Genomic DNA, 23,941 nt, shown 5'->3' with positions numbered 1-23,941 from the left:
TATATAGTTTTATATGAAAGTTGGAATAATAGGAAGTGGTGGAAGAGAGCACGCAATTTGTGAAGTATTAAAAAAATCTAGAAAAATAACGAAAATATATTGCTTCCCTGGAAATGCAGGTACCGAAAATATTTCTCAAAATGTAAACCTTGATTTAGAAAATTTTAAAAAACTCAAAAATTTTATTTTGGAAAATAAAATTGGTTTAATTATAGTGGGTCCAGAAAAACCATTGGTTGATGGTCTTGTAGATTACTTACAAAAATTTAAAATTAAAGTATTTGGTCCAAACAAAAAAGCTTCTAGGCTCGAAGGATCAAAGATATTTACTAAAAAACTTTGTAAAAAATATAATATACCAACAGCAAAATTTGGAATTTTTCAAAATAAGAAAAATGCAAAAAAATTTTTAAAAAATTCGAAATATCCAATTGTAATTAAAGCTGACAATTTAGCGTCTGGAAAAGGTGTTTATATTTGTAAAAATAAAATAGATGCAAATCATGCGATCGAGGAAATTTTTAATGGAAAGTTTGGTAAAGCAAAAAACCTACTTATTGAAGAATTTTTAAATGGTGAAGAAATGAGTTTTTTCACTATCCATGATGGAAAAAATTATAAATTTTTTGGAACTGCACAAGATCATAAAAGAGTTTTTGAAGGAGATAGAGGTAAAAATACTGGAGGTATGGGGGCTTATTCACCCTCAAGACTGATAAATAATAAATTACAAAAGAAAATTGTTAATAAAATAATAAAACCGACACTTGCGGGTTTATCTAATCAAAACACTAAATATTTAGGTTTTTTATATACAGGTTTAATGATTGTTAATGATGAACCCTTTTTAATTGAGTTTAATGTAAGGATGGGTGATCCTGAATGCCAAACCATAATTCCAAAACTAAAAACTGATCTTTATGAAATTTTTTTAGCATGCTGCGAGGAAAGATTAAACAAACTTAATGTAAAATGGTATAATAAAAAAAGTTTATGTATTGTATTATGTTCCAAAGGATATCCGGAAGGTTTTAAAAAAAATGTAGAAATAAAAAATTTAAATAAAATAATTACAAATCAAGATAAGTTATTATTTCATGCAGGAACAATTAAAAAAAATAAAAAAATTTATGCTATCGGAGGTAGGGTTTTAAATTTCATTTCTTTATCTAAAAATTTTAGCTCTGCAAGGAAAAATATAATAACTGCTATACATAAATTAAATTGGCCAGGCGGCTTCTTTAGACGAGACATAGGTTATAAAGTCATAAAAAAATGAGAATAATATCTGGTAAATTTAAGGGTAGAAAAATTTTAGAACCACCAGATATTAAAACTAGACCTCTTAAAGATTTAACAAAAGAATCTATATTTAATATAATAGAGCATACAAATAAATTTAAAATAAATTTAACCAAGTCAAATATATTAGATTTATTTTCAGGTGTAGGATCCTTCGGCATTGAATGTCTATCACGAGGAGCAAATTATGTGGTTTTTGTAGAAAATTATTTTGGTGTATTGCCTATTTTAAAAAAAAATTTGATCAGCTTAGGATCATTAAAAAATTATAAAGTAATCGAAAAGGATGTTTACGATAAAAGTTTATTTATCAAGTTTGATAATAAATTTAATTTAATTTTTTTTGATCCTCCGTACAAAGATAAAAATTTTATAAAAATACTAATAAATATGCAAAAATTAAATTTATTAGATAAAGATGGCATAATTATTCTTCATAGACATAAAAAAGAAAAAGATAATTTTCCTGAAAACTTCAAAATTATTGAAGAAAAAAAATATGGAATATCAAAAATTTTTTTTTTAAATTTCTTAAATTAATAAATTAAGTGTTTCCTTTTTAATTAATTCAACAGATGGTTGATTGAACGGATTGAGGTTAAGCATTCTTCCCAATAATATTGTTTCTAATATAAAAAAACAAAATAGTTCACCTAGAGTTTTTTCATCACGTTTTATAATTTCAAAACTCCTATAAGGGATATTTTTTTTTCTAAATACATTTTCTGTTGCTTTTTTTTGAGCAAAGATTATGTCAGATATTTTTTTATTTTTTAAAAATTTAAATGATAAAGATAAATTTGTATTATTAATAATTTGGGATTTTTTTTCTTTAACATAAAAAAAAGTAAAAAAATTATTTTGAAATCCATCTAAATAAAGTTGCATGACACTATGATTATCTTTAGGCATTGTTGATATAATTGGTAATATACCCTTTTTTTTCTTACCTAAACTTTCTGCAATTAATTGTTGATACCATTTAAATAAATTTTCTGAATTTTCATCATAATTTATAATGATTGAATTAAATTTTTTTTTATTAATAAAAAAAAGTGTCGAACTGACGTTTGTAATTAAAGTTTCAAAAAAATTTTTATTTTTTATTAATTGATTTAACTGTCTAAATTTTTTAGGATTTAAACCCATCAATTCTGCTGGTGCCATTCCAACCTCTGATAAAACTGAATATCTACCACCTATAAAATTATTATGATGTATTACTTCTGCTTTTAATTTTTGCGCCAAATTATGAAGATAATTATTTTTATTTTCTGTAATAAAAATATTTTTCTCATTTTTTTTAATTAGAATATTTGTATTTGCTATAGTTTCAATTGTGTTTCCAGATTTAGAAACAATTAAATTAACAAATTTTTTGGTATCTTTTTTTTGTTTTTTTTTAAGATTATCAATAAAATAAAAATTTTTCTTTATCTTGTGATTAAGAAAATCGTATATAGCCTGCGATCCTAGTGTAGACCCGCCCATACCAATCATTCTGAAATTTAAAAAGGATTTAAACTTTTTTAAAGATTTTTTTGTGAAACTATTTTTATAATTCGTGCTTAATGATTCGATTACTGAATTTTTTTCAGAGAGAATTGAACTCAAATGTTTGTTGATTTTTTTTGTACTTTTTTTAATTTTGAAATTGGTGAAATTAATACTTTTTGTAAGCATCAATTATTCTTTTTTATCTTTTCTAAAAGTGATTCCTCTAAATTTTTATTCACTTCTAAAACTTCATTGGATTCAGCACTATCAATTCCATTGTTTTTCACAAAATTTTTAATTGCATTATCCTCTGCTTTTTTTTCAATTTTTTTCGATTTAGGAACTGGAAGTTCATTATAATTCGGTGGCATTACAAGTGGAGCTTTTTTTTCAACCAAAAATTCATCGCTACTATTTTTTTTTTGGTTTGAAAAGCCTTCTTTTACAGTCCCACATGCTTGTAATAACAAAAGCAAATTTAAGATAATTAAAATTTTATAAAACTTCATAGGTTGTTTTCTTTATTAGTACCAAATAATTCTAATATTATCATTAAAATCACACCAAAAGTAATAAATATATCTGCGACATTGAAAATGAACCAATGATAATTTCCAATGTGAAAATCTATAAAATCAGGAACACCTTTGTAAAATATTCGATCAAAAACATTTCCTAGTGCTCCACCAAAAATCATAAGGAGAGAGTATTTTTTTAATCCTTTGCTTTTTATGAGCATAAAAAAGATAATAAGAATAATTATAAAGATAAATATAGTTAAGATATTATATATATACTTTTCATCAAAAGATAATAACCCAAAAGCAATTCCCTCATTCAAAATTAAAGTTATATTTAAAAATTTTGAAGAAAATATTTCAGATCCTAAAAATTTCTTGTCAAGATAAATTACATAAATTTTAGAAATTCTATCCAATGAAAAAATCAGTAGAACCAAAAAAAAATTAATAATAAAATTTTTTCCTAAGTTTTTTATTATCATTCCTAATTCAAAGCACAATTAACTCTATCACAAGCTGCTTCTTTAATCTTCCAACATATCGAGCACTTTGATCCTCTTGCTTTAGAAGTAATTGCTGTTATTTCAATATCATCTTTATAAATAACTTCAGCTTTTGAAGTAATACAAAGTTCAGAAAAATCCGTATTTTCAGTAAGATCTTTTAATTTTTGACTCATTTGTATTTTTAAATTAGCTTCTAAGCTTGATCCTATTTCTTTACTAGCTCTTTTTTCTTCAATACTTATGTTACAAATATTTCTAATTTTAATTAATTCACTCCATTTTTCGCTGAGTTTTTTATTTTTAAATTTATCAGGAAATTCCAAAAATTTTTCAAGGTGAATACTTTTTTTGTCTTTAAATAACAACTTAAAAATTTCTTCAGTTGTAAAAGACAAAATAGGAGCAAACCATTTTAATAGTGCATTTAAAATTATATTAAGTAGCAAAATACATGATTTTCTTCTTTTTGAATCTTTAGAATCACAATAAAGATTATCTTTTCTAATATCAAAATAAAAAGCAGATAAATCAACAGTGCAGAAATTTAGTAGTTCTTTATATAAATTATGAAAATCATAATTCTTAAAATATTTTTTAAATTTATCATTTAATACAAAAATTTTATGTAGCATAAATTGCTCTAGCTCAGGTAACTCAGATAAATCTAAATCATCAAAATTTATATTTTCAAAATTATCATTGATATTTCCAAGCAAATATCTGAATGTATTTCTAATCTTTCTATATGAGTCAGCGTGTTGATCTAATATTGAATAATCAATTCTTAAATCCTCTGCATAATTTGATGATGCTACCCATATCCTTAAAATATCAGCTCCATATTTTTTTAGAATATCCTCAGGTGCAATTACATTTCCTAAAGATTTAGACATTTTTAAGCCTTTGCCGTCTACAACAAATCCATGAGATAAAATCGACTCAAATGGTGCTCTTCCTCTAGTTCCGCAAGATTCTAATAATGATGAATGAAACCAACCTCTGTGTTGGTCTGACCCCTCTAAATACATCGATGCTGGCCACTTTAAATCATCTCTTTTTTCTAAAACAAACGAGTGAGTTGAACCACTATCGAACCACACCTCAACAATATCACTTAATTTTTCAAAATCCTCAGCTTTATACTTTTTTCCTAAAAATCTTTGAGGATCATCTGAAAACCAACAATCCGAACCTTCTTTTTGATAAATAGAGGCAATATTTTCAGTAACCTCATCATCAACTAATATTTCTTTTGTTTTTTTATTTACGAAAATTGGAAGGGGTACTCCCCAAACTCTTTGTCTTGACACACACCAATCGGGCCTTGTTTCTATCATTGATTTTAATCTTTCTTTACCTTTGCTTGGATAAAAAGTTGTTTCATCAATGGCCTTTAATGCTTTATCTCTTAATTTATGACTTTCCATTGAGATAAACCATTGTGGAGTGGCTCTGTGAACAAGTGGAGCCTTAGATCTCCATGAGTGCGGATAAGAATGAACCAACTCACCATTAAATAATAAATTTTTTTCATCTCTAAGTTTTTCAATTACAATAGGGTTTGCTTTAAAAATATGAATTCCTTCAAACAATTTTACATTACTTGTATATTTTCCATCTCCATCTACTGTTTCGATCGCTTTAATACTGTTATTCAAACAAAGATTAAAGTCATCAGGTCCGTGACTTGGAGCACAGTGAACTATTCCAGTTCCTTGCTCAGTAGTTACAAATCTAGCTTCAAGCATTGGGATATCATGATCATAACCAAGATTAAAAAAAGGGTGACTACAAATAGTTTTATTAAATTCTTTTCCTTTAAAAGTATGAATTTTTTTATAATTTTTTAGTTCACACTCTTTAACAACTGATTCTAGTAGAGCATCTGCTATAACAATTTTTCTATTTTTAAAATCACCCTCGTCATTTATTTCTAACATTAAATAATCAAGAGACTCGTTATATGCTAAAGCTTTATTGGCTGGTATTGTCCATGGTGTTGTTGTCCAAATAACTATTTCACTTCCAACTAAATCTTTAAAATTTGATGATTTAACTTTAAACGAAGTATAAATTGTATCTGATTTATGATCTTTATATTCTACCTCAGCATCTGCAAGTGCAGTTTTTTCAACTGTTGACCATAACACAGGTTTAAAACCTTTATATAAACTTCCTTCTTTTAAAAATTTACCAAGCTCCCTAACTATCTGGGCTTCTGCATTAAAGCTCATTGTTGAGTAATAGTTTTCCCAATCTCCTACAACACCTAATCTTTTAAATTGGCTTTTGTGAACTTCAATCCACTTCTCAGCAAATGTTCTACATTCTTTTCTAAACTCAACTATCGGAACTTCATTCTTATTTTTTTTATTTTTTTTATATTGTTCCTCGATTTTCCATTCAATTGGTAAACCGTGACAATCCCAGCCTGGAACATAAATGGAATCTTTTCCGTCCATTTGATGAAATTTTACAATTATGTCTTTAAGAATTTTATTTAGAGCTGTTCCCATATGAATATTTCCATTCGCATAAGGAGGACCATCATGTAGAACGAATTTTTCTCTTCCTTTACTTTCATTTCTTAATTCATCGTAAAGATTTATTTTTTTCCAATATTCAAGAATTTCTGGCTCTCTAGTAGGCAGGTTGGCTTTCATCGAAAAAGCTGTTTTTGGGAGATTTATCTGTGATTTAGTCATTTAGCTTTTTTTGCAATATTTAAATCTTTTTTTATTTGAGTTCTTAATTGATTAACATTATTAAATTTTTTTTCTTTCCTTATAAACTTTAAAAACTCTACTGATAAAAGTTTATTATAAAGATTTCCAGAAAAATTAAATAAATGAACTTCTAATAATATTTTTTTTTGATTAAATGTCGGTCTGTATCCAAGATTAGCAATTCCTTTAAGATATTTGTCGCTATTTTTTATCAAAACCTTGACGGCATAAACTCCTGGCTTTGCTAAAACATAATCACCGATGTCTATGTTGCAGGTTGGAAAACCAATTTTTTTTCCTACTTGTCTTCCCTTTTTAACCACTCCTTGTATCGCCCAGTTTCTTTTTAAAAGATTATTAGCTTTGTCCAACAGACCTTTTTCTAAAAAATTTCTTATTAAAGATGATGATACTATCTTTTTACTTTTAATTAATGGTTCAGGCTTAACAACTTTATAATTAAACAATTGTTCATATTTTTTTAATAATTTAACATTTCCTTCTCTTTTATTTCCAAATCTGAAATTATTGCTTACAAAAATAAATTTAGATCCTAGTTTTTTATTTAAAATTTTAGAAATAAAGTTTAACGCTTTAGTTTTTGAAAATTTTTTATCAAATTTTTTTGTAATTACAAAATCTACTTTTAAAATACTTAGTAACTTAATTTTTTGATTAATATTAGAAAGCCGAAAGTTTTTTAATTTTTTATTAAAAAACATTTTTGGCATTGGATTAAAATTTACTACCCCAATTTTTAAATTATATTTTTTCTTGTATGACTGTGCTAATTTAAATAATTTTTGATGCCCCAAATGTAAACCATCAAAATTACCTATTAAAATAATTGATCCTCTGTGTAATTTTTTAATATTAAAATTTGTATAATTTTTTACCATTTTAAGTCTGATTGAATAAAATTTACTATCGCTTCATACTCTTTTGAAACATCTTGGATACCTTTATTTCTTATTTCATTTCTGTGTATTCCGTTACTAATTAATAAGGAATCATAATTCAAAAGATTTGCACCCTTAATATCAGTATTTAAATTATCGCCTATTGCTAATATTTTTTTATTTTTATTGTCAATTGACTGATTATAAACCTCTGGATGTGGTTTTCCAAAATATACTACTTCTCCACCCATTTTTTCAAAAACCATTGCGACAGAACCCGCGCACAACTCTCTAACCTCACCACGATCAACTATTAAATCTGGATTTGTACAAATCATTTTTTTGGCAATATGTTTTTCAAGTAAATCTTTATAAAATTTTAAATCCTTATCATGATCATCAAATAACCCTGTACACAATAAATATTCACTATCACTAATATCTTCACACTTATTTTTCTCAAATAAATAAAATAAATCAAAATCTCTGGGTGGACCTATGTGGTAAAACTTTTTCGATATGTAAGATTTTTTCAAATAATTCAATGCTGCCTCTCCTGAAGTAAATACGTGATCTCTTAGTATTTTATCCATGCCCATCTTTTCTAAAAAATTTTGAACAGTTTTATTTGGTCTTGGTGCATTTGTTAAAAGTACTAGAATTTTATTTTTTTTTAAAAGTTCCTTTAGAACAACTATTGCTTTTTCATGAAGATTAATCCCATTATGAACAACACCCCATAAATCTATATAAAATAGATCATAATTATCGGCTATAGATTGTAGTCCATTTAAATCTAAATTTTTGGTCATATTTTAAGGTATAAACCATAAAATCTTGGATTTACTAGTAATTTTAATATTATAAATATTTTCATATCTTGAAATAGACTGTGAAATATCTATATGAGGCTCATATTTATAAAGATTTATTAAGGAGAATTTATGAAATTTAAACCGTTACATGACAGAGTTCTAATTGAAGTATTAGATAGTAGTGAAAAAACTGCTGGAGGAATAATTATACCTGATACAGCTCAAGAAAAACCGCAAGAAGGTAAAGTGGTTGCCATTGGTGGTGGAGCAAAAACTGAAGATGGAAAAATAATTCCAATGGATGTGAAAGTTGGTGACAAAGTTTTATTTGGAAAATGGTCAGGAACTGAAGTCAAAATTGATGGTAAAGAGTACAGCATAATGAAAGAGTCAGACATTATGGGTATTACAACTAAGTAATTTAATTTAAAGGAGAGATATAATGGCAAAAATTGTTAAATTTGATGCTGAAGCAAGAGCGGCAATGATAAGAGGTGTAAATATCTTGGCTGACACTGTTAAAGTAACATTAGGACCAAAAGGAAGAAATGTCGTAATGGATAAATCTTATGGTGCACCCAGAATTACTAAAGATGGTGTTTCTGTAGCTAAAGAAATAGACCTAGAAGATAAATTTGAAAATATGGGCGCACAAATGGTTAAAGAAGTTGCTAGTAAGACTAATGATGAAGCTGGTGATGGAACTACAACTGCAACTATACTTGCACAAGCTATTGTTAAAGAAGGTGTTAAGTATGTAACTGCTGGCATGAATCCTATGGATGTAAAAAGAGGAATTGATGCTGCTGTAGAAACAGTAAAAGAAAGCCTTGTTGCATCTGCAAAAAAAGTAAAAGACAGCGATGAGATTGCTCAAGTTGGAACTATTTCTGCAAATGGTGATAAAGAAATTGGAACGATGATTGCGAAAGCAATGCAAAAAGTAGGAAATGAAGGTGTTATTACTGTTGAAGAAAATAAAGGTATTGAAACAGAATTAGATGTAGTTGAAGGTATGCAATTTGATAGAGGATATCTATCACCATACTTTATCACTAACAGTGATAAAATGACTACAGAGTTAGATAATCCTTTTATTTTATTACATGAAAAAAAATTAACTAATTTACAGCCAATGGTTCCTCTTTTAGAGGCTGTTGTTCAAGCTGGTAGACCACTAATGATTATTTCTGAGGATGTTGAAGGCGAAGCTTTAGCAACTTTAGTTGTAAACAAACTAAGAGGTGGTTTAAAAGTTGTAGCTGTTAAAGCTCCAGGATTTGGTGATAGAAGAAAAGCTATGCTTGAAGATATAGCTATTTTAACAGGAGGTCAGGTTATATCTGAAGACCTAGGTATCAAACTTGAAAATGTTAAACTTGATGATCTTGGATCTTGTAAGAAAATCAAAGTTGATAAAGATAACAGCACTATCGTTAATGGTAGTGGTAAAAAATCTGACATCGAAGCTAGATGTGCATCTATCAAACAACAGGTTGAGGAAACTACTTCTGATTACGACAGAGAAAAACTTCAAGAAAGACTTGCGAAGTTAGCTGGTGGAGTTGCAGTAATTAAAGTAGGTGGTGCAACTGAAGTTGAAGTTAAAGAAAGAAAAGACAGAGTTGAAGATGCTTTGAATGCAACTAGAGCTGCTGTTGAAGAAGGTATTGTAACTGGTGGTGGTTGTGCACTTTTATATGCTGCTCAAGATCTTGCAAAAGTTAAAGTAAAAGGTGATGATCAAAAAGCAGGTGTTGATCTAGTTAGAAAAGCATTAGAAGCTCCTATTAGACAAATTACTAAAAATGCTGGTGTAGATGGTTCAGTAGTAGTTGGTAAATTATTAGAACAAATGAAAAAAACAAATGGTTATGATGCTCAAAATGAAGAATATTGTGACATGTTTGCAAAAGGTATTATAGACCCAGTTAAAGTTGTGAGAACTGCTCTACAAGATGCAGCTTCAATTGCTGGATTATTGGTAACCACAGAAGCAATGATCGCTGACAAACCAGAGGAAAAAGATGCTGCTGGCGGTATGCCTGGTGGAATGCCTGGTGGCATGGGTGGCATGGGAGGAATGGGTGGAATGGGCATGTAATACCCTTTTCGTACCTACGAAATTTAAAAAGGCGAGTTTTTACTCGCCTTTTTTTTTATCTCTACGAAAATAAAAGTAATGAACAAAGTAATGAATGAGTAATGAACAAGTAATGAACAATTTTAAAATACAAGGTAATTCAATAGTTATTCAATCAGTGAGTGAGAATGTAATTCCCGAATACCCATCCTAGAAATTCAAAGAAGGAAAAATTAAACAACATAAGAAAAGAATTAATTACACAATCAACAAACATACCATTGATAGATTTAAACAACTTTGTCAAAAGCGAGATTGGATAATGTCAGTTGTAGTTGAGAATAATATTAAGCGACTGGTAGATAATCTTTAAATATAAAATAAATTAAATTTTTGAAACTATTGCTACAAATTTTCTTTCATTTTCTATACAATTATGTTCAGCACCCAATCTTTTATATATCAATCTAAAGTTAATTAAATCCTCTTTTTTTAACTCGTTTAATGTTTCATAAGTAGCGATTGAACTATACATTATGTCTGAATTACTTTGATTTAATTTTAAATGGACATCATCACATAAAATTAAACCATTTTCTTTTAAAATATTAAGTGAATTAATAATATCAATACAAACTACTGGATATCCGTGAGCGCCATCAATCCAAATTAAATCATATTTTTTTTTATAGTTTAATAATTTTAATGAGTTAAGAGGACTATAATTAATATTTTTATTTTTAGATAAAATAATATTCCTGTCTTGAATAAATTTAATAATATTATCTTTCCTATTATAAAAATTTATAAAGTCATCATCATTTTCAGGCAAGTCAATAGTATCAATATTAGAGTTAGGAAATAAATTTGATAATAGCAAAGCATTAAAACCATCAAAGGTACCAATTTCTAATATATCAGTAATTGATTTATTTTTGCTTAAAGAAAGACTTGAAAAAATAACCTCATGTTCTGAACTCATCCCACTATCTCTTGATTTAAAACCAAGTTCTTTTTTTATGAGTGTTAACTTTTTAATTCCTTCTTCTCTATTTAAACCAAAATATTTAAATATATCATTTTGCTCTTTTTCAAAGAAATTTTGATTGTATTTTTTAAAATTAAAATAATAATTTAATTTGTTAAATATCTTTTTTGGTATTTTATGGGGTCTTATTAAATTTCTAATTAATTTTAATAACAAATTATTCATAAATTTATAATTTATATACTTTCTAAAAAATTACAAAACAATTAAACATAATAATATTAGATTGTAATTCTACATTACAGATATTGTGACTAATTATTTTTTCATCAGGTAGAATTATACTTTCTTTTTTATAAGACATTAAAAACCCAAGATTGATTAAATTTCTAACACACTTTGATGGAATGGGTGTGCGCAAAAAAAAAATAAAAATAAAACAAGTAAGTATTGAGACGCTAAATTGAATATCAATTATTCAATGTAGTAATCTTCTGAAAGTTGGACTAGTTTGAGGTCAGAATTCACGTGGTTACAATGTAGTAAATTAAAAGGTGTTGATTTTATTATGTTTTGGTTTGCGGTATGAGAATGTAACCCTCTACTCTTAAAGTAAAATTCAAAAAGAGCAGTCTTTACTGCCCTTTTTTTTTATAATCGAATTAAATTTTTAATTATTTAATAAAAAATTATTTAAAATCTTATAATGTTTTATACTGATCCTATGAATTAATTTAGATAGTAATCTATTCCAAAAAATTTTTTTTTTACAAAAAAGATAATCAAAATTATTATGATCATAACCAAATCCACAGTAAGAATATCCTGATTTTGTTAAAAAACTTATTAATTTTTTTTTCTGATTTTTTGTTAAATGAAGATATTCAATAGAAATATTTTTTATATTGTATTTACTAAAATCAATTGACATGATTACCTCAAAATCTAAACCCTCTATATCAATGCTTAAATAATCAATCTCATTAATTGAATTATTTTCAAAAAAATTATTAATAGTGAATGATTTAACAGTAAATTTTTCTATATCTGAATTTGGATAATTTTTTTTTACGTGATCAAAATCAGAAGAACAAACTTGAAAATGTGGTGCATCATCTTTTGCATAATAAAAAGTTAATTCCTCTAAATTTTTAGTTGATATAGCGATATTATGAATATTTATATTTTTATAGTTCCTATAGCAAAATTTAAGTTTTTCGATGTTTAATTTATTTGCCTCAACAACAAAAACCTTTGATTTATTATCGTATTTTTTTTTAATAAATTCAGTGAACCCACATCTAAAATTTGCTCTAGAATCTTGATCTCCTGCTCCCGCTCCTAAATGAACAAAATACATTTATAATGATAAATAAATTAACTTAGCTTATAATATTATAAAAATGTCAAAAAGATATAGCGGTAAATCGTTTAAAGATTCTAATTTAAAGAAAAAACCTAAATTGACTCTAAAAGAGAAAAGAAAAGTTAAAAAAGAAAAGCAAAAAAAACAAAATTAATTGTAAATATTTCAAATTTTTCAAGCCAGTTATGAGTTTTTTTGAGTTTTAATATCCTTTTAAATATGTATAAGAGCCAGAATTTATGAGCAATAATATCAAAAATATCACGATCATAGCCCATGTTGATCATGGCAAAACTACTCTAATTGATAATTTAATGAAACAGAGTGGTTCATTTAGAGATAATGAAGTTGTTGATGAAAGATTAATGGATTCGGGTGAGCTTGAAAAAGAAAGAGGAATTACAATTTTAGCTAAGCCTGCTTCAATTAATTGGAAAAATTCAAGAATAAATATAATCGATACTCCAGGTCACAGAGATTTTGCTGCTGAAGTTGAAAGAGTTTTAAGTATGGCAGACGGAGCGTTGTTATTAATTGACTCTGCAGAAGGTGTAATGCCTCAAACAAAATTTGTATTATCAAAAGCACTTAAACAAGGATTAAAACCAATTGTTGTTATTAATAAATTAGATAAAGCTGATCAAAGAGCTAATGAAGTTTTAGATGAAACATTTGATTTATTTGTTAGCTTAGATGCAAATGAAGAACAATTAGATTTTCCAGTTTTGTATGCAAGTGGAAGATCAGGTTGGGCAGATCATGAAGTTGATGGTCCAAGAGAAAATTTAAATCCTTTGTTAGATTTAATTGTTGATCATGTAAAACCTGCTGAACTTGACAAAACTAAACCTTTTGCAATGTTGTCAACACTACTTTATGCAGATAGTTTTTTAGGAAGAAGTTTAGTTGGAAGAATTACACAAGGCACTGCAAAAGCTAATCAATCAATAAAAGCAATCAATTTAAATGGTGAAAAAGTTGATGAAGGAAAATTAACAAAAATTTTTAGATATGAAGGAACAAAAAAAGTTCCAATAGATGTTGGTGAGGCTGGAGATATTGTAGTTGTTGCCGGGTTAGAAAAAGCAAACGTTGCTGATACCATATGTGACCTAGAGGTAAATGAGCCGATCGCTGCTACTCCAATAGATCCTCCTACTATGTCAATTACAATTACTGTAAATACTTCACCTTTAGCTGGAACTGAAGGTAAAAAACTAACCAGCACCCAAATAAGAGATAGATTAGTTCAAGAGGCACAAAATAATGTAGGTATTACATTTTCAGAAAACGAAGGAAAAGACTCTTTTGTAGTTAGTGGCAGAGGTGAGCTAATGTTAGAAATTCTTTTAACTCAAATGAGAAGAGAGGGCTTTGAAATGACAGTTAGCCCTCCAAAGGTTTTATACAAAACTGATGAAAGTGGAAATAAACTTGAGCCAATTGAAGAAATTACTATGGACCTTGATGAAGAACATTCTTCAAAAGTAATTGATTCAATGAACAGAAGAAAAGGTAAATTAATAGAATTAAAAGATACTGGAACTAATAAAAAAAGATTAATTTTTCATGCACCTACTAGAGGGTTAATGGGCTACACAAGTAGATTTCTTACGCTTACAAAAGGCAATGGAGTGATCAACAGAATATTCCATAGCTATGGTCCTTTCGAAGGAGAAATGGAAGCTAGAAGAAATGGAGCTTTAATCTCGATGGAACAGGGAAAAGCTGTTGCATTCGCAATCTTTAACTTACAGGCAAGAGGAGAAATGTTTGTTACACATAATGACTCCGTTTATCCTGGAATGATTGTTGGTCTTTCACCTAAACCAGGTGATATGATCATTAATGTAATGAAGGGTAAGAAACTAACAAATATGAGAACACAGGGCACAGATGAGAATGTTGTACTTACACCTGTAAGAAAAATGTCAATTGCAGAACAATTAAGTATGCTTAATACAGATGAAGCTTTAGAGATAACTCCAGACTCATGTAGATTGAGAAAAGCAATTCTTGATCCCCACGAAAGAAAAAAAAGCGAAAAAGCTATAGCTGCTGCTTAATCAAAAGTTTTATCAACTAAATAAAGTCCTAGAGCAACGCAAGGACCTATGCCAAATGCGAACAATAAAGTTCCAACTCCCACTGTACCTCCTAAATACCATCCAATACTTACAACTGAAATTTCTAATATTGCTCTTACAACAGCTATAGGAAAATTAGTTAATTTTTGTAATCCTATCATCAATCCATCTCTAGGACCGGCTCCTAAGTTTGATACCAAGTAAATACCCCCACCTATTCCAACCATGATTACAGAAATTACAGCTAACAATAATTGATGAATATAATTTGACGGTGTTGGAACATATTTGATACAAAGATCAATCATAATTGCAATTATCAAAGCATTAAATATTGTGCCCATCCCTGGTTTTTGGCCAAGAGGAATCCATAAAATTAAAACAGCAATACTTATTAATAAAGTGATAGTTCCAATACTTAAATTAACATTTAAGGAAATACCTTGGGCTAGAACACTCCAAGGTGAGGCTCCTGTGAATGAAACAATTAATAATCCTTCACCCAATCCAAATAAAGACAAACCAAAACATAAGAAAAAAAATGTAGAAAACTTTGGTTTAAAATTAAATGGTTTTTCTGAGCTCCATTTTACTTTTGGAATTTTTTTTATTTTTAAAAACATAATAGTAATAAGCTATATCTATTAATGAAAAATTCTAATATTGTAACCAGCAAATGAAAAAGTTTGCAATTATTTTAATTGTTGTATTTTTTTCATCAATTTCTTTGGCTCATATAGGTCATTATAACAAATTTGACAAAATAGAAATGGAGATCTTGAGAAATGATGAAGTAATTGGTTATAACAATTATTTTTTTAAAAGAGATGGTGAAAAAACGATAGTAAAAAATCAATATAAATTTGAGGTAAAATTACTATCTGCAACAATATTTAAAGTAGAAGGATATGGGGAGGAAATTTATTTAAAAGATAATTTAATATCTTTTCAATCAAAAACACTTCAAAATAAAAAAGAAAAATTTGTAAACTTAAAACTAGATAAAAATAATAAAAAGTTTGAGATCAAAGGATCCTCATATTCTGGTGAAGCTTCTGTTAAAAATATTATTGGGAATTGGTGGAGTCATAAAATTTTACAAGCAGAAAGCCAAATAAGTCCTATTTCTGGAAGTATTAAAGAACAAATTGTTACTTTTATTGGTAAGGAAAACATTTCAATTAATGGTAAAGAATACGAGACAGATCATTTCAAACTTACGTCTAAAGATATGTCTCTTCCTGAAGATAAAAAATTAAATTTTGACATTTGGCTTGATAAAAAAACTTCAGTGATTGTTAAAATTACATATGAGAGAATGGGAAATTGGGAATATCGCTTAAAAAATCTTGAATAAAATTATTTATTTATTTTTTTATAAAGATCGTTGGCACTTATCCATCCAGCCTCTACTCTAGGACCTACAAACCAATCTGCACATACTCCTAAATTTAATTTGTTATTCCAATAACTTTTAATTTTTAAAGATCTAGAATTTGAAGAATATTTCCAACCATGATTTAATGAAGTTAATATTTTTGTTTTTTTAATTCCAGTAAGTTTAAAAAATTGATCAATTAAAATCTTTGAGTTTTTTTCTTTATTTTCTCTATTTTTATTTATTTTTTTATTTGCCCATAGGCTTGTACTTTGTAAAGTCCATAAATCATTATTACTTTTAAATCTTTTTTTACTATTTTCTTTAGCAGCCCATCCTAAAATTTTATCGTTAAATAAATAACTTGATATGTTTTTATTTGTTTTTTTAATTTCGATCATGACTGTAATATTTGCATCCATTTTGATTTTTTGCTTAATGAATGGATCCTTAATAAATTTTTTTGATAATTTTTTTAATTGTGGGAATGGGCAAGTTAATACTAATTTATCATAATATTTTGTTTTATTATTCTTAAAGACTAGCTCCCACTTTTTATTTACAAATTTAATCTTCTCTAACTCGCTTTGAAAATTACAATTTATATTCTTTATTAAATGTTTGCTAATATCATTGTTACCCTTGTAGCCAATTATTTTAACATGATTTTTGTTTTCTTTTTTTAATTTGTTTAAAAAAATATGTTTGCCACTCCATTTTTTTAGAATTTTTTTTTTACGTAAATTTGTAATAAATTTTTTAAATTGAATTGTTTTTGGGGAAATATATTGTGCCCCGTGATCAAATCCTTTTGAATTATTTAATCTTTTAAAAGAAGATCTGCCACCAGGGCCCCGAGCTTTATCATAAATGTGTACAGAATTTTTTTTACTTAACAAATTAGCTATTGTTGCTCCAGAAATTCCAGAGCCAATTACACAATAACTACTCATTTTCCTGCAACAGTCATACCTTCTATCATCATAGTTGGTGAATTGACTGAATATTCAAATTCTAAATCATTAGCTAAAATAATATTTTTGAACATATCCTTAAAATTTCCAGCAATTGTTATTTCATTAACAGGATATTTAAATTCTCCATCTTCAACCAAAAAACCAGTGGCCCCTACTGAATAATCTCCTGTTACAAGATTAGATCCGTGACCAATAGTTTCGGTAATATAAAGACTTCTTGAATTTTTTTTCATAAGATCCTCATAGCTTATATTTCCTTTTTCAAAATATAAATTGGTAGTTCCACCACTTCTTCCATTTGATTGTAAATTTAATTTTTTTCCATTGTATGTGTCGACAAGATAATTTTTAAGTATTCCACTCTCTATAAGTTGTAATGTATTTGAGTTTACACCCTCTGCATCAAAGTTTTGAGAACCCATTCCTTTAATTATATCGGGTTTATCAATCACATTTATCGAATCAGCAAAAACCTGTTCACCAATTTTATCCTTTAAAAATGAAGTACCTCTTGCAATTGCGGAGGCAGATATTGCACTTGCAAAAACACTTAACATTCCCTTTGAAATTCTTTTATCAAAAATTATGCTGATCTTTTCACTTCCAATTTTTTTAGGGCTCAATTTTCTAATAGTTTGCTTGGCAGCTTTATTTCCGAGATCTATTGCTTGCTTAATATCAGACAAATGACGTTTGCTAGAAAACTCGTAGTCTCTTTCCATGCTATTTTCATCTTTTGCAACTGTTACGCAAGAAGTAGTAAAAGAAGAAGTTTTATAACCGTCACAAAAACCGTCACTATTTGCAAGTATAAAATTCGATTTATTTTCAGTAAAACTAGATTCTGTATTTATGATTTGATTATTTGATGAAGCAGACTCCTCTAAATCTTTTAAATATTTTATTTTTTTATCGTTTTCGAATCTTGTTTCATCATACAAATTAAGACTACTAATTTGTTTAGCTAATAAATTTTTATCAGGCAAAGAATTAAATTCATCCTCTGGTGTAATTTTTGTAGTTTCAAAGCACTTTTCAATTAAAGTTTTTAAATTTTCATCTAGTAAATTTGATGATGAAATTGATGATCTTCTTTTACCTAAATAAGTTTCAATACTTAATGCCAATCCATCTGATCTATCTGAAGCTTCTAGGGATTTATTTCTAAAATTAACTGTTTCTGAAATTGAGTGACCAACTGTAACACTTGCATCAGTTGCTCCCATTTTTTTTGCCAAATCCAAACAATATGAAGCTTTAGATTTTAGAAATTCTTGATCCTTAACCATAATTAAAGTTTTGTTCCACCAACTGTCATTTTATCGATCAAAATTGAAGGTTGAGCGACTCCCACAGGAACTCCTTGTCCAGCCTTTCCACAAGTTCCTATACCTGGGTCTAACATCATATCATTTCCTACCATTGATACTTCTTTAAGTATTGATGGCCCATCACCAATTAGTGTTGCGCCTTTAATTGGAGACCCAATTTTTCCATTATTTATTTCGTAGGCTTCGGTGCAATTAAATACAAATTTTCCAGATGTGATATCTACCTGACCTCCTCCAAAGCTTACAGCAAAAATTCCTTTATCAACAGATTTGATCATTTCATCTTGAGTTTGATTGCCACTTAACATCATTGTATTTCTCATTCTTGGCAAAACAATATGTCTATAATTTTCTCTTCTTCCAGATCCAGTGGATCTTGTCTTCATTAATCTCGCATTATGCCTGTCTTGCATAAAGTTTTTAAGAATACCATTTTCAATTAAAACTGTTCTCTCTGTTGGCGTTCCCTCATCATCAATTGTTAAACTTCCTCTTCTATTATCAATCGTACCATCATCAACAATTGTTACACCCTCACTTGCAACTTTTTGACCCATAAGATCGTGAAAAGCTGATGTTTTTTTTCTATTAAAATCCCCTTCAAGACCATGACCAATTGCTTCATGAATTAAGATAGCTGGCCAACCAGGTCCTAAAACTACTTTCATCTCTCCAGCAGGCGCTGGTTTACTGTCTAAATTTACTGAAGCAATTCTAAAAGCTTCTTCACAAACATTTTTCCAATTATCATTTTTTAAATAATCATCATAAGATTGCCTGCCACCAATACCATATACACCCGTTTCTTTTCTTCCGTTTTTTTCCAACATTACAGATACATTAAATCTAATTAATGGACGTACATCGGTGAGTGCTTCTCCACCTGATCGAATAATTTCAATTGATTTTTGTTCAGCAGCAAAACTAGCAGTCACTTGTTTTACTGATCCATCTTTTTTTCTTAAAAAATCATTTACTTTATTTAAAACTTCTAATTTCGAGTCTAAAGATTTTTGTTCAATTGGATTAATATCTTCATAAAATTTTTTATTAGATTTTGGAATTTCATGATTATATGTGCCTTTAATTGATTTAAGAGTTGATTTAAGATTTTCTGAGGAATTTTTTAATGAATCTTTTGATATTTCGTTAGAATATGAATAAGCAACAACCTCGTTTGAGATAGCTCTGAAGCCAAATCCTAAATCAGAACTATAGTTTGAGCTTTTTATTTTATTGTCATCTAACACAATTGACTCTGATTTTGACTCCTCTAAATAAAGTTCACCATCATCACAATTATTTAGTGTATCAGATACTATTTTATCAGCATCTTGTCTTGTTAAGTCGGATTTATTAAAGAAGTTGCTCATTCATCTTAAATAGTGGTTTGTTGATAATTTTCAACTGATCATTTTACGCATGTACAATTTATTACTAAAAGTTAATTATTATTAAATGAAAGTATTTTTTAATAATTCTTGTAAAATCTGTAGATCTGAAATTAACTTATATAAAAAAGAAAATATTAAAGATATTGACTGGATAGATATTACAAATAATTCAGATGCTGAAAAAGAAACATCTAGAAATGACAAAGAATTATTAAGAAGATTGCATGTTAAGGAGAATGATAAAATTATTGAAGGCGCGGAGGCATTTCTTTACGTTTGGAAAAAAATTCCAAAATATAAATTTTTATATAAATTTTTTAAACTACCAATAATTTTCTCAATCTTTAAATATGGATACGAAATTGTTGCTTTTTTTTTATATTTAAAAAATAAAAAACAACTCAGAAAACTAAGTTAAAAAAAATATTAAAAATTCACTTAGTAAAGACATGGATAATAAAAACATAATTAATAATATTGAATACATGAGAGTTATAACTCTATTTCTTTTCCTCCTCAGTCTAACAAAAATCTTATCATCTAAATCTGAAATATCTCTTTCACCAACTACTGGGTAATCATAACTCCATCGCCATGTAGATTGGCCTAATCTAGAGTCGAGACTGTTAAAATACCTTATCCAGGCAAGGACATATTTTAATATTAGATACAAAATAATCATTAATGTTGAAGAAAGTAGCATTCTTAATGATACTTAATTATGTAAGATAATTTAATTGATATTTTTGGCTCTTTTTCTTGCGATTAACTGTGTAAGAGCATCAACCATGGTATCTGAGGCCTTAAATATTTCATTATTTTTAAACTCATGAGAAATATTTTTTTCCGGATTGGTTTTGTCTTCAATAACTATTCCTTCATCTGGTGAATTATTTTTTATATAAATTAATAATAGCCATTCATCATCTAAAGCTTCATCCCATTTAACAAATATTTCTCCTGTTTCAAATCTTCTATCTATACATCTAAAGATAGACATATGTCTTGTTATATGTCTTTTGTTTAATTGAAATACTAAACTGCTAGCACTTCTGTAAAAACTTTCGAGAGCAAACTCAATTTTCTGTCTAGCTAAAGTATATTCTTTTTCTTTTTGTAACAGTGTTTCTCTATCTTCATCTCCTTGAATTTTAACTCCTAAAGCCTCTACTCTTTCTCTAATTTTTTGATCTCTTATAATTCGATATTTTTCTTTTAATTTTTCTATTCTTTGTTGTAAACCAGCATAATCCTCTCTCTTTTCTCTCAAGGAAATTTTTTCCAATTTCTCTAATTCTTTAACCTCTCTGACTCTGAATTTTTCAATTTGCTTATCTAATTTTAATTGTTGTAAAAATTGTTTTTGTTTTTCTGCTTGTTCAATTCTTAAAAGAGCTTGTTCTTTTCTTAAGAATAATTTTATTTCTTTTGTTCTTTGTTTTTCTAATCTAATTTCATCTTTTAAAGCTTGTTCTTTTAATTTAACTTTTAATTCGGCCTCTTTTTGCTTTTCTTTTGCAGCTTCAATCTTTTCTAATCTTTCTTTTTCTTGTTTTTCTAATTTTAACCTTCTTGCTTCATCTTTTTTTAGAATTTTATATTGTGAAATTGTGTCAGCTATTTTATCAAAAAATGCTTGGATATATTTTTCAAAACCAAAATTTAATCTAAACTTAAATTCAGGCTTTAAAGAATTTTGAAAGTTAACTACTTTTAAAAGAAAATCTGGTTTTTTTGATACAATAGATTTAGATTTTTTTGAAATTTTTTTTGATTGTTTTGATTGTTTTGGTTTTTTTTGTTTTTTATTTTTTTGTTTTCTTCGATTATTAATTTTTTTTACAGATTTATTTATAATCTTAAATTTATTTGACTTTTTGAATATTTTTTCAACTCTTTTTTTGGTTTTTCTTTGATTTTTAGAAATACTTTTTTTTAATTTTTTTTTCTTTTTTTTCATTTTAAGGGAGTTAGTTTCTACCAATTATTTATTGATAAATATAGTCTCTTGTAACAGGTGTAGAAGAATAACTCTTTGTTAATTGAAATTGGTATACAACTTGATCACCCCATTTAAATGCCATCTCACAACCAGCAAGATAAAATTCCCACATCCTAAAAAATCTTTCATCGAACATTTGAATTATTTTATCTTTATTTCTAATGCAATTTTCTTTCCAATGTCTTAGTGTATGTGAGTAATGAAGTCTTAAAACCTCAATATCTGCAACGATTAAGCCTGCTTTTTCAATTGGCGTTGTTACCTCACTTAGACTTGGAGTATAGCCTCCTGGAAAAATATATTTAGTGATCCATGGATGTGGATCTCTTGGTGGATTTACTGATCCTATAGTATGAATTAATGACACCCCATCATCCTTTAAAAGTTTTTCAACTTGTGAAAAAAATTTTTTATAAAATTTTCTTCCTACATGTTCAAACATTCCAACACTGACTATTCTATCAAATTTTTCATCGAGCTCTCTATAATCCATTAACTTAAAGTTTAATTGATTTTCCAAATTAAGTTCTTTTGCTCTTTTCTTGCAGTAATTAAATTGATTTTCTGAAAGTGTAATACCTGTTACTTCGCAGTTTGCACTTTTGGCTATATCCACTGCTAAAGAACCCCATCCACATCCGATATCTAAAACTTTTTGATTTGGTTTTATATTAAGTTTTTTTATTATATGTTGAATTTTATTATTTTGAGCAGTTTCTAATGTATCTGTTTCATTTTTAAAATATGCACATGAATATTGTCTTTTAGGATCTAAAAATAAGTCGTAAAGATCATCTGAAATATCATAATGATGCGAAACATTCATCTTAGATTTTTTTATAAAATTAAAATTAGTTAAATATCTATAAGAACCTCTTAATCTATTAATCAAATAGCTAAAAAAATTTAAGTCTCCTCTTCCAAAATTCATTAAAGAAAGATCCAAAAAATCAGTTAGTGTCCCATTTTCAATGGTTATTTCACCATCTGTATATGCTTCACCAAAATATAAATCAGGATGAAATAGTAACTTATAATGAAGATTTTTATTTAAAATTTTAACTTTTATTGGATTTTCACTTTTTGGATTTCCAATGATGTAACTTTTTGAATTAGCGTCAACTAATATAAATCCATCTTTTTTAAAAACATTATTTAAAAATCTAGCTAATTGCATTTAAGCCGCCTTAGTATTTTTTAATGAAAAATTTAATTTTTCTAAATTATTAATTAAATCCGATTCATTTTTAGTATTTAATATGCTAAGCGGTGGTAAAAGATTTTTATAATATATTTCTTTTTTACTAAAGTATGTATGTAAACCTGAAATCAAATTATATTTTTCAAATTCAGCTCTTACATCACAAAGATTTTGGTTTACCGTCTGATCTTGTCCATCATTAAAGTCATCATATACTTTTCTTGCTAATGAAGATGTGGCATTGCATGTTGCTGTGATAATTCCTGAACAGCCTAATTGAAGTCCTTTAAATAATTTTGATTCTGATCCTGGTAAAACTGAAAAATTATCAATTTTTAAGTTTTCAAAAAGATTATAAGAACTATCTTTTACTCCAATAATATTTTTTGGGTATTTTTTTACTAACTCTTCAATACATTCAATACTAAACTTATAACCACAGAGTTTTTCAAAATTATATAATACTATTTCACAATCAGAAATTACCTCTACTATTTTGCTATAAAATTCTATTACTTCTTTATCCCCATATTTATAGTAAGCAGGCGGCATAATTAAGAATCTATTGAAACCTAAAGATTTAGAAACTCTCATTAAATTAATTGTTTCACCTAAAGAATTTAAACCAGTACCAATAATATACTTTTCTTTATGTTTGCTTGAAGTCAGATGATTTAACAAATTAATTTTTTCAGAGACAGGTATAAGTTGAGCCTGCCCTGTACTTCCAAATATAGCTGCTCCATGACAACCATTGTCTATAACCATTTCTGCGTGCTGAATGGTTTTTTTGATATCAAGCGTCAAATCATCATTTAAGATCGACATTGAAGCCGCATAAATGCCTTTAATTTTACTCATAGTAAAA

General features: G+C 27.4%; 22 protein-coding genes. 7 read left to right on the top strand and 15 right to left on the bottom strand.

Annotation, left to right across the window (positions count from 1 at the left end; all coding sequences use genetic code 11):
- Window positions 1-13: 13 nt before the first annotated feature.
- Both purD and rsmD read left to right on the top strand, forming a co-directional pair.
- Complete coding sequence (purD, locus tag DT059_RS03850; protein WP_145596922.1) at window positions 14-1,279, top strand: phosphoribosylamine--glycine ligase; 1,266 nt, start codon at window positions 14-16, stop codon at window positions 1,277-1,279.
- Window positions 1,276-1,842, top strand: a complete 567-nt coding sequence (gene rsmD / locus DT059_RS03845) for a 16S rRNA (guanine(966)-N(2))-methyltransferase RsmD (protein WP_145596920.1) — start codon at window positions 1,276-1,278, stop codon at window positions 1,840-1,842. Before purD ends, rsmD begins: the two co-directional genes overlap by 4 nt.
- Here the strand turns inward: rsmD and DT059_RS03840 are convergent.
- From DT059_RS03840 to DT059_RS03815, 6 genes are read right to left on the bottom strand one after another with little or no spacing between them, the layout of a single operon-like run.
- The gene (locus DT059_RS03840; RefSeq protein ID WP_145596919.1) at window positions 1,834-2,985 is read right to left on the bottom strand and encodes a glucose-6-phosphate isomerase; all 1,152 of its coding nucleotides are present in this window, start codon (window positions 2,983-2,985) and stop codon (window positions 1,834-1,836) included. The two genes, rsmD and DT059_RS03840, sit on opposite strands and share 9 nt — an antisense overlap.
- On the bottom strand, window positions 2,985-3,308 hold the full coding sequence (locus tag DT059_RS03835) for a DUF3035 domain-containing protein (RefSeq protein WP_145596917.1): 324 nt from the start codon (window positions 3,306-3,308) through the stop codon (window positions 2,985-2,987). Before DT059_RS03835 ends, DT059_RS03840 begins: the two co-directional genes overlap by 1 nt.
- Window positions 3,305-3,802: a signal peptidase II gene (gene lspA / locus DT059_RS03830; protein WP_145596915.1), complete on the bottom strand. Its 498-nt coding sequence runs from the start codon at window positions 3,800-3,802 to the stop codon at window positions 3,305-3,307. Before lspA ends, DT059_RS03835 begins: the two co-directional genes overlap by 4 nt.
- Before the next feature lie 2 nt (window positions 3,803-3,804).
- Entirely contained in the window at window positions 3,805-6,531 is a 2,727-nt protein-coding gene (gene ileS, locus DT059_RS03825) for an isoleucine--tRNA ligase (protein ID WP_145596913.1), read from the bottom strand.
- Window positions 6,528-7,451: a bifunctional riboflavin kinase/FAD synthetase gene (locus DT059_RS03820; protein WP_145596911.1), complete on the bottom strand. Its 924-nt coding sequence runs from the start codon at window positions 7,449-7,451 to the stop codon at window positions 6,528-6,530. The genes ileS and DT059_RS03820 overlap by 4 nt, the downstream gene beginning before the upstream one ends.
- Window positions 7,445-8,263, bottom strand: a complete 819-nt coding sequence (locus tag DT059_RS03815; RefSeq protein WP_145596909.1) for a TIGR01459 family HAD-type hydrolase — start codon at window positions 8,261-8,263, stop codon at window positions 7,445-7,447. The genes DT059_RS03820 and DT059_RS03815 overlap by 7 nt, the downstream gene beginning before the upstream one ends.
- A gap of 132 nt (window positions 8,264-8,395) precedes the next feature.
- Here DT059_RS03815 and groES point away from each other — a divergent pair, with 132 nt between their 5' ends.
- Together groES and groL are read left to right on the top strand one after the other, a co-directional pair.
- Entirely contained in the window at window positions 8,396-8,686 is a 291-nt protein-coding gene (gene groES, locus DT059_RS03810; RefSeq protein WP_145596907.1) for a co-chaperone GroES, read from the top strand.
- Window positions 8,687-8,708: 22 nt separating this feature from the next.
- On the top strand, window positions 8,709-10,370 hold the full coding sequence (gene groL, locus DT059_RS03805; protein WP_145596905.1) for a chaperonin GroEL: 1,662 nt from the start codon (window positions 8,709-8,711) through the stop codon (window positions 10,368-10,370).
- A gap of 364 nt (window positions 10,371-10,734) precedes the next feature.
- Here groL and DT059_RS03800 read toward each other — a convergent pair whose 3' ends face one another.
- Together DT059_RS03800 and DT059_RS03795 are read right to left on the bottom strand one after the other, a co-directional pair.
- Entirely contained in the window at window positions 10,735-11,562 is an 828-nt protein-coding gene (locus DT059_RS03800) for a class I SAM-dependent methyltransferase (protein ID WP_145596903.1), read from the bottom strand.
- Window positions 11,563-12,007: 445 nt separating this feature from the next.
- Complete coding sequence (locus tag DT059_RS03795; RefSeq protein ID WP_145596901.1) at window positions 12,008-12,697, bottom strand: FkbM family methyltransferase; 690 nt, start codon at window positions 12,695-12,697, stop codon at window positions 12,008-12,010.
- 245 nt (window positions 12,698-12,942) lie between these two features.
- Between DT059_RS03795 and typA the strand changes: the two genes are divergently transcribed.
- A complete protein-coding gene (typA, locus tag DT059_RS03790; protein WP_145596899.1) occupies window positions 12,943-14,769 on the top strand; it encodes a translational GTPase TypA in 1,827 nt (608 codons plus the stop codon).
- Here typA and yczE read toward each other — a convergent pair.
- Window positions 14,766-15,413: a membrane protein YczE gene (gene yczE, locus DT059_RS03785; RefSeq protein ID WP_145596897.1), complete on the bottom strand. Its 648-nt coding sequence runs from the start codon at window positions 15,411-15,413 to the stop codon at window positions 14,766-14,768. The genes typA and yczE overlap by 4 nt on opposite strands.
- A gap of 53 nt (window positions 15,414-15,466) precedes the next feature.
- On the opposite strand from yczE, the gene DT059_RS03780 reads away from it, so the two are divergent.
- On the top strand, window positions 15,467-16,147 hold the full coding sequence (locus DT059_RS03780; protein WP_145596895.1) for a DUF6134 family protein: 681 nt from the start codon (window positions 15,467-15,469) through the stop codon (window positions 16,145-16,147).
- Between the two features lie 2 nt (window positions 16,148-16,149).
- Here the strand turns inward: DT059_RS03780 and DT059_RS03775 are convergent, their stop codons facing one another.
- The 3 genes from DT059_RS03775 to DT059_RS03765 are packed head-to-tail and all read right to left on the bottom strand — an operon-like array spanning window position 16,150 to window position 19,849.
- Window positions 16,150-17,121, bottom strand: a complete 972-nt coding sequence (locus DT059_RS03775; RefSeq protein ID WP_145596893.1) for an NAD(P)/FAD-dependent oxidoreductase — start codon at window positions 17,119-17,121, stop codon at window positions 16,150-16,152.
- Entirely contained in the window at window positions 17,118-18,434 is a 1,317-nt protein-coding gene (locus DT059_RS03770) for a TldD/PmbA family protein (protein WP_145596891.1), read from the bottom strand. Before DT059_RS03770 ends, DT059_RS03775 begins: the two co-directional genes overlap by 4 nt.
- A 2-nt stretch (window positions 18,435-18,436) precedes the next feature.
- Entirely contained in the window at window positions 18,437-19,849 is a 1,413-nt protein-coding gene (locus DT059_RS03765; protein WP_145596889.1) for a TldD/PmbA family protein, read from the bottom strand.
- Between the two features lie 85 nt (window positions 19,850-19,934).
- Between DT059_RS03765 and DT059_RS03760 the strand changes: the two genes are divergently transcribed.
- Window positions 19,935-20,288, top strand: a complete 354-nt coding sequence (locus DT059_RS03760; protein ID WP_145596887.1) for a thiol-disulfide oxidoreductase DCC family protein — start codon at window positions 19,935-19,937, stop codon at window positions 20,286-20,288.
- A 315-nt stretch (window positions 20,289-20,603) separates the two neighbouring features.
- Here the strand turns inward: DT059_RS03760 and DT059_RS03750 are convergent, their stop codons facing one another.
- Genes DT059_RS03750 through DT059_RS03740 form a run of 3 tightly spaced genes read right to left on the bottom strand, consistent with a single transcriptional unit; the run spans window position 20,604 to window position 23,934 of the window.
- Window positions 20,604-21,830, bottom strand: coding sequence for a hypothetical protein (locus DT059_RS03750; RefSeq protein WP_145596885.1), 1,227 nt, complete (start codon window positions 21,828-21,830; stop codon window positions 20,604-20,606).
- Between the two features lie 28 nt (window positions 21,831-21,858).
- Complete coding sequence (locus DT059_RS03745) at window positions 21,859-23,049, bottom strand: SAM-dependent methyltransferase (RefSeq protein ID WP_145596883.1); 1,191 nt, start codon at window positions 23,047-23,049, stop codon at window positions 21,859-21,861.
- A complete protein-coding gene (locus DT059_RS03740) occupies window positions 23,050-23,934 on the bottom strand; it encodes a dihydrodipicolinate synthase family protein (protein WP_145596881.1) in 885 nt (294 codons plus the stop codon). It abuts the gene before it with no gap.
- Between the last annotated feature and the right edge of the window lie 7 nt (window positions 23,935-23,941).

This window comes from Candidatus Pelagibacter sp. FZCC0015, from assembly GCF_007833635.1.
Taxonomy (GTDB): Bacteria; Pseudomonadota; Alphaproteobacteria; order Pelagibacterales; family Pelagibacteraceae; genus Pelagibacter.
This window is presented reverse-complemented; position numbering and strand designations above follow the sequence as displayed.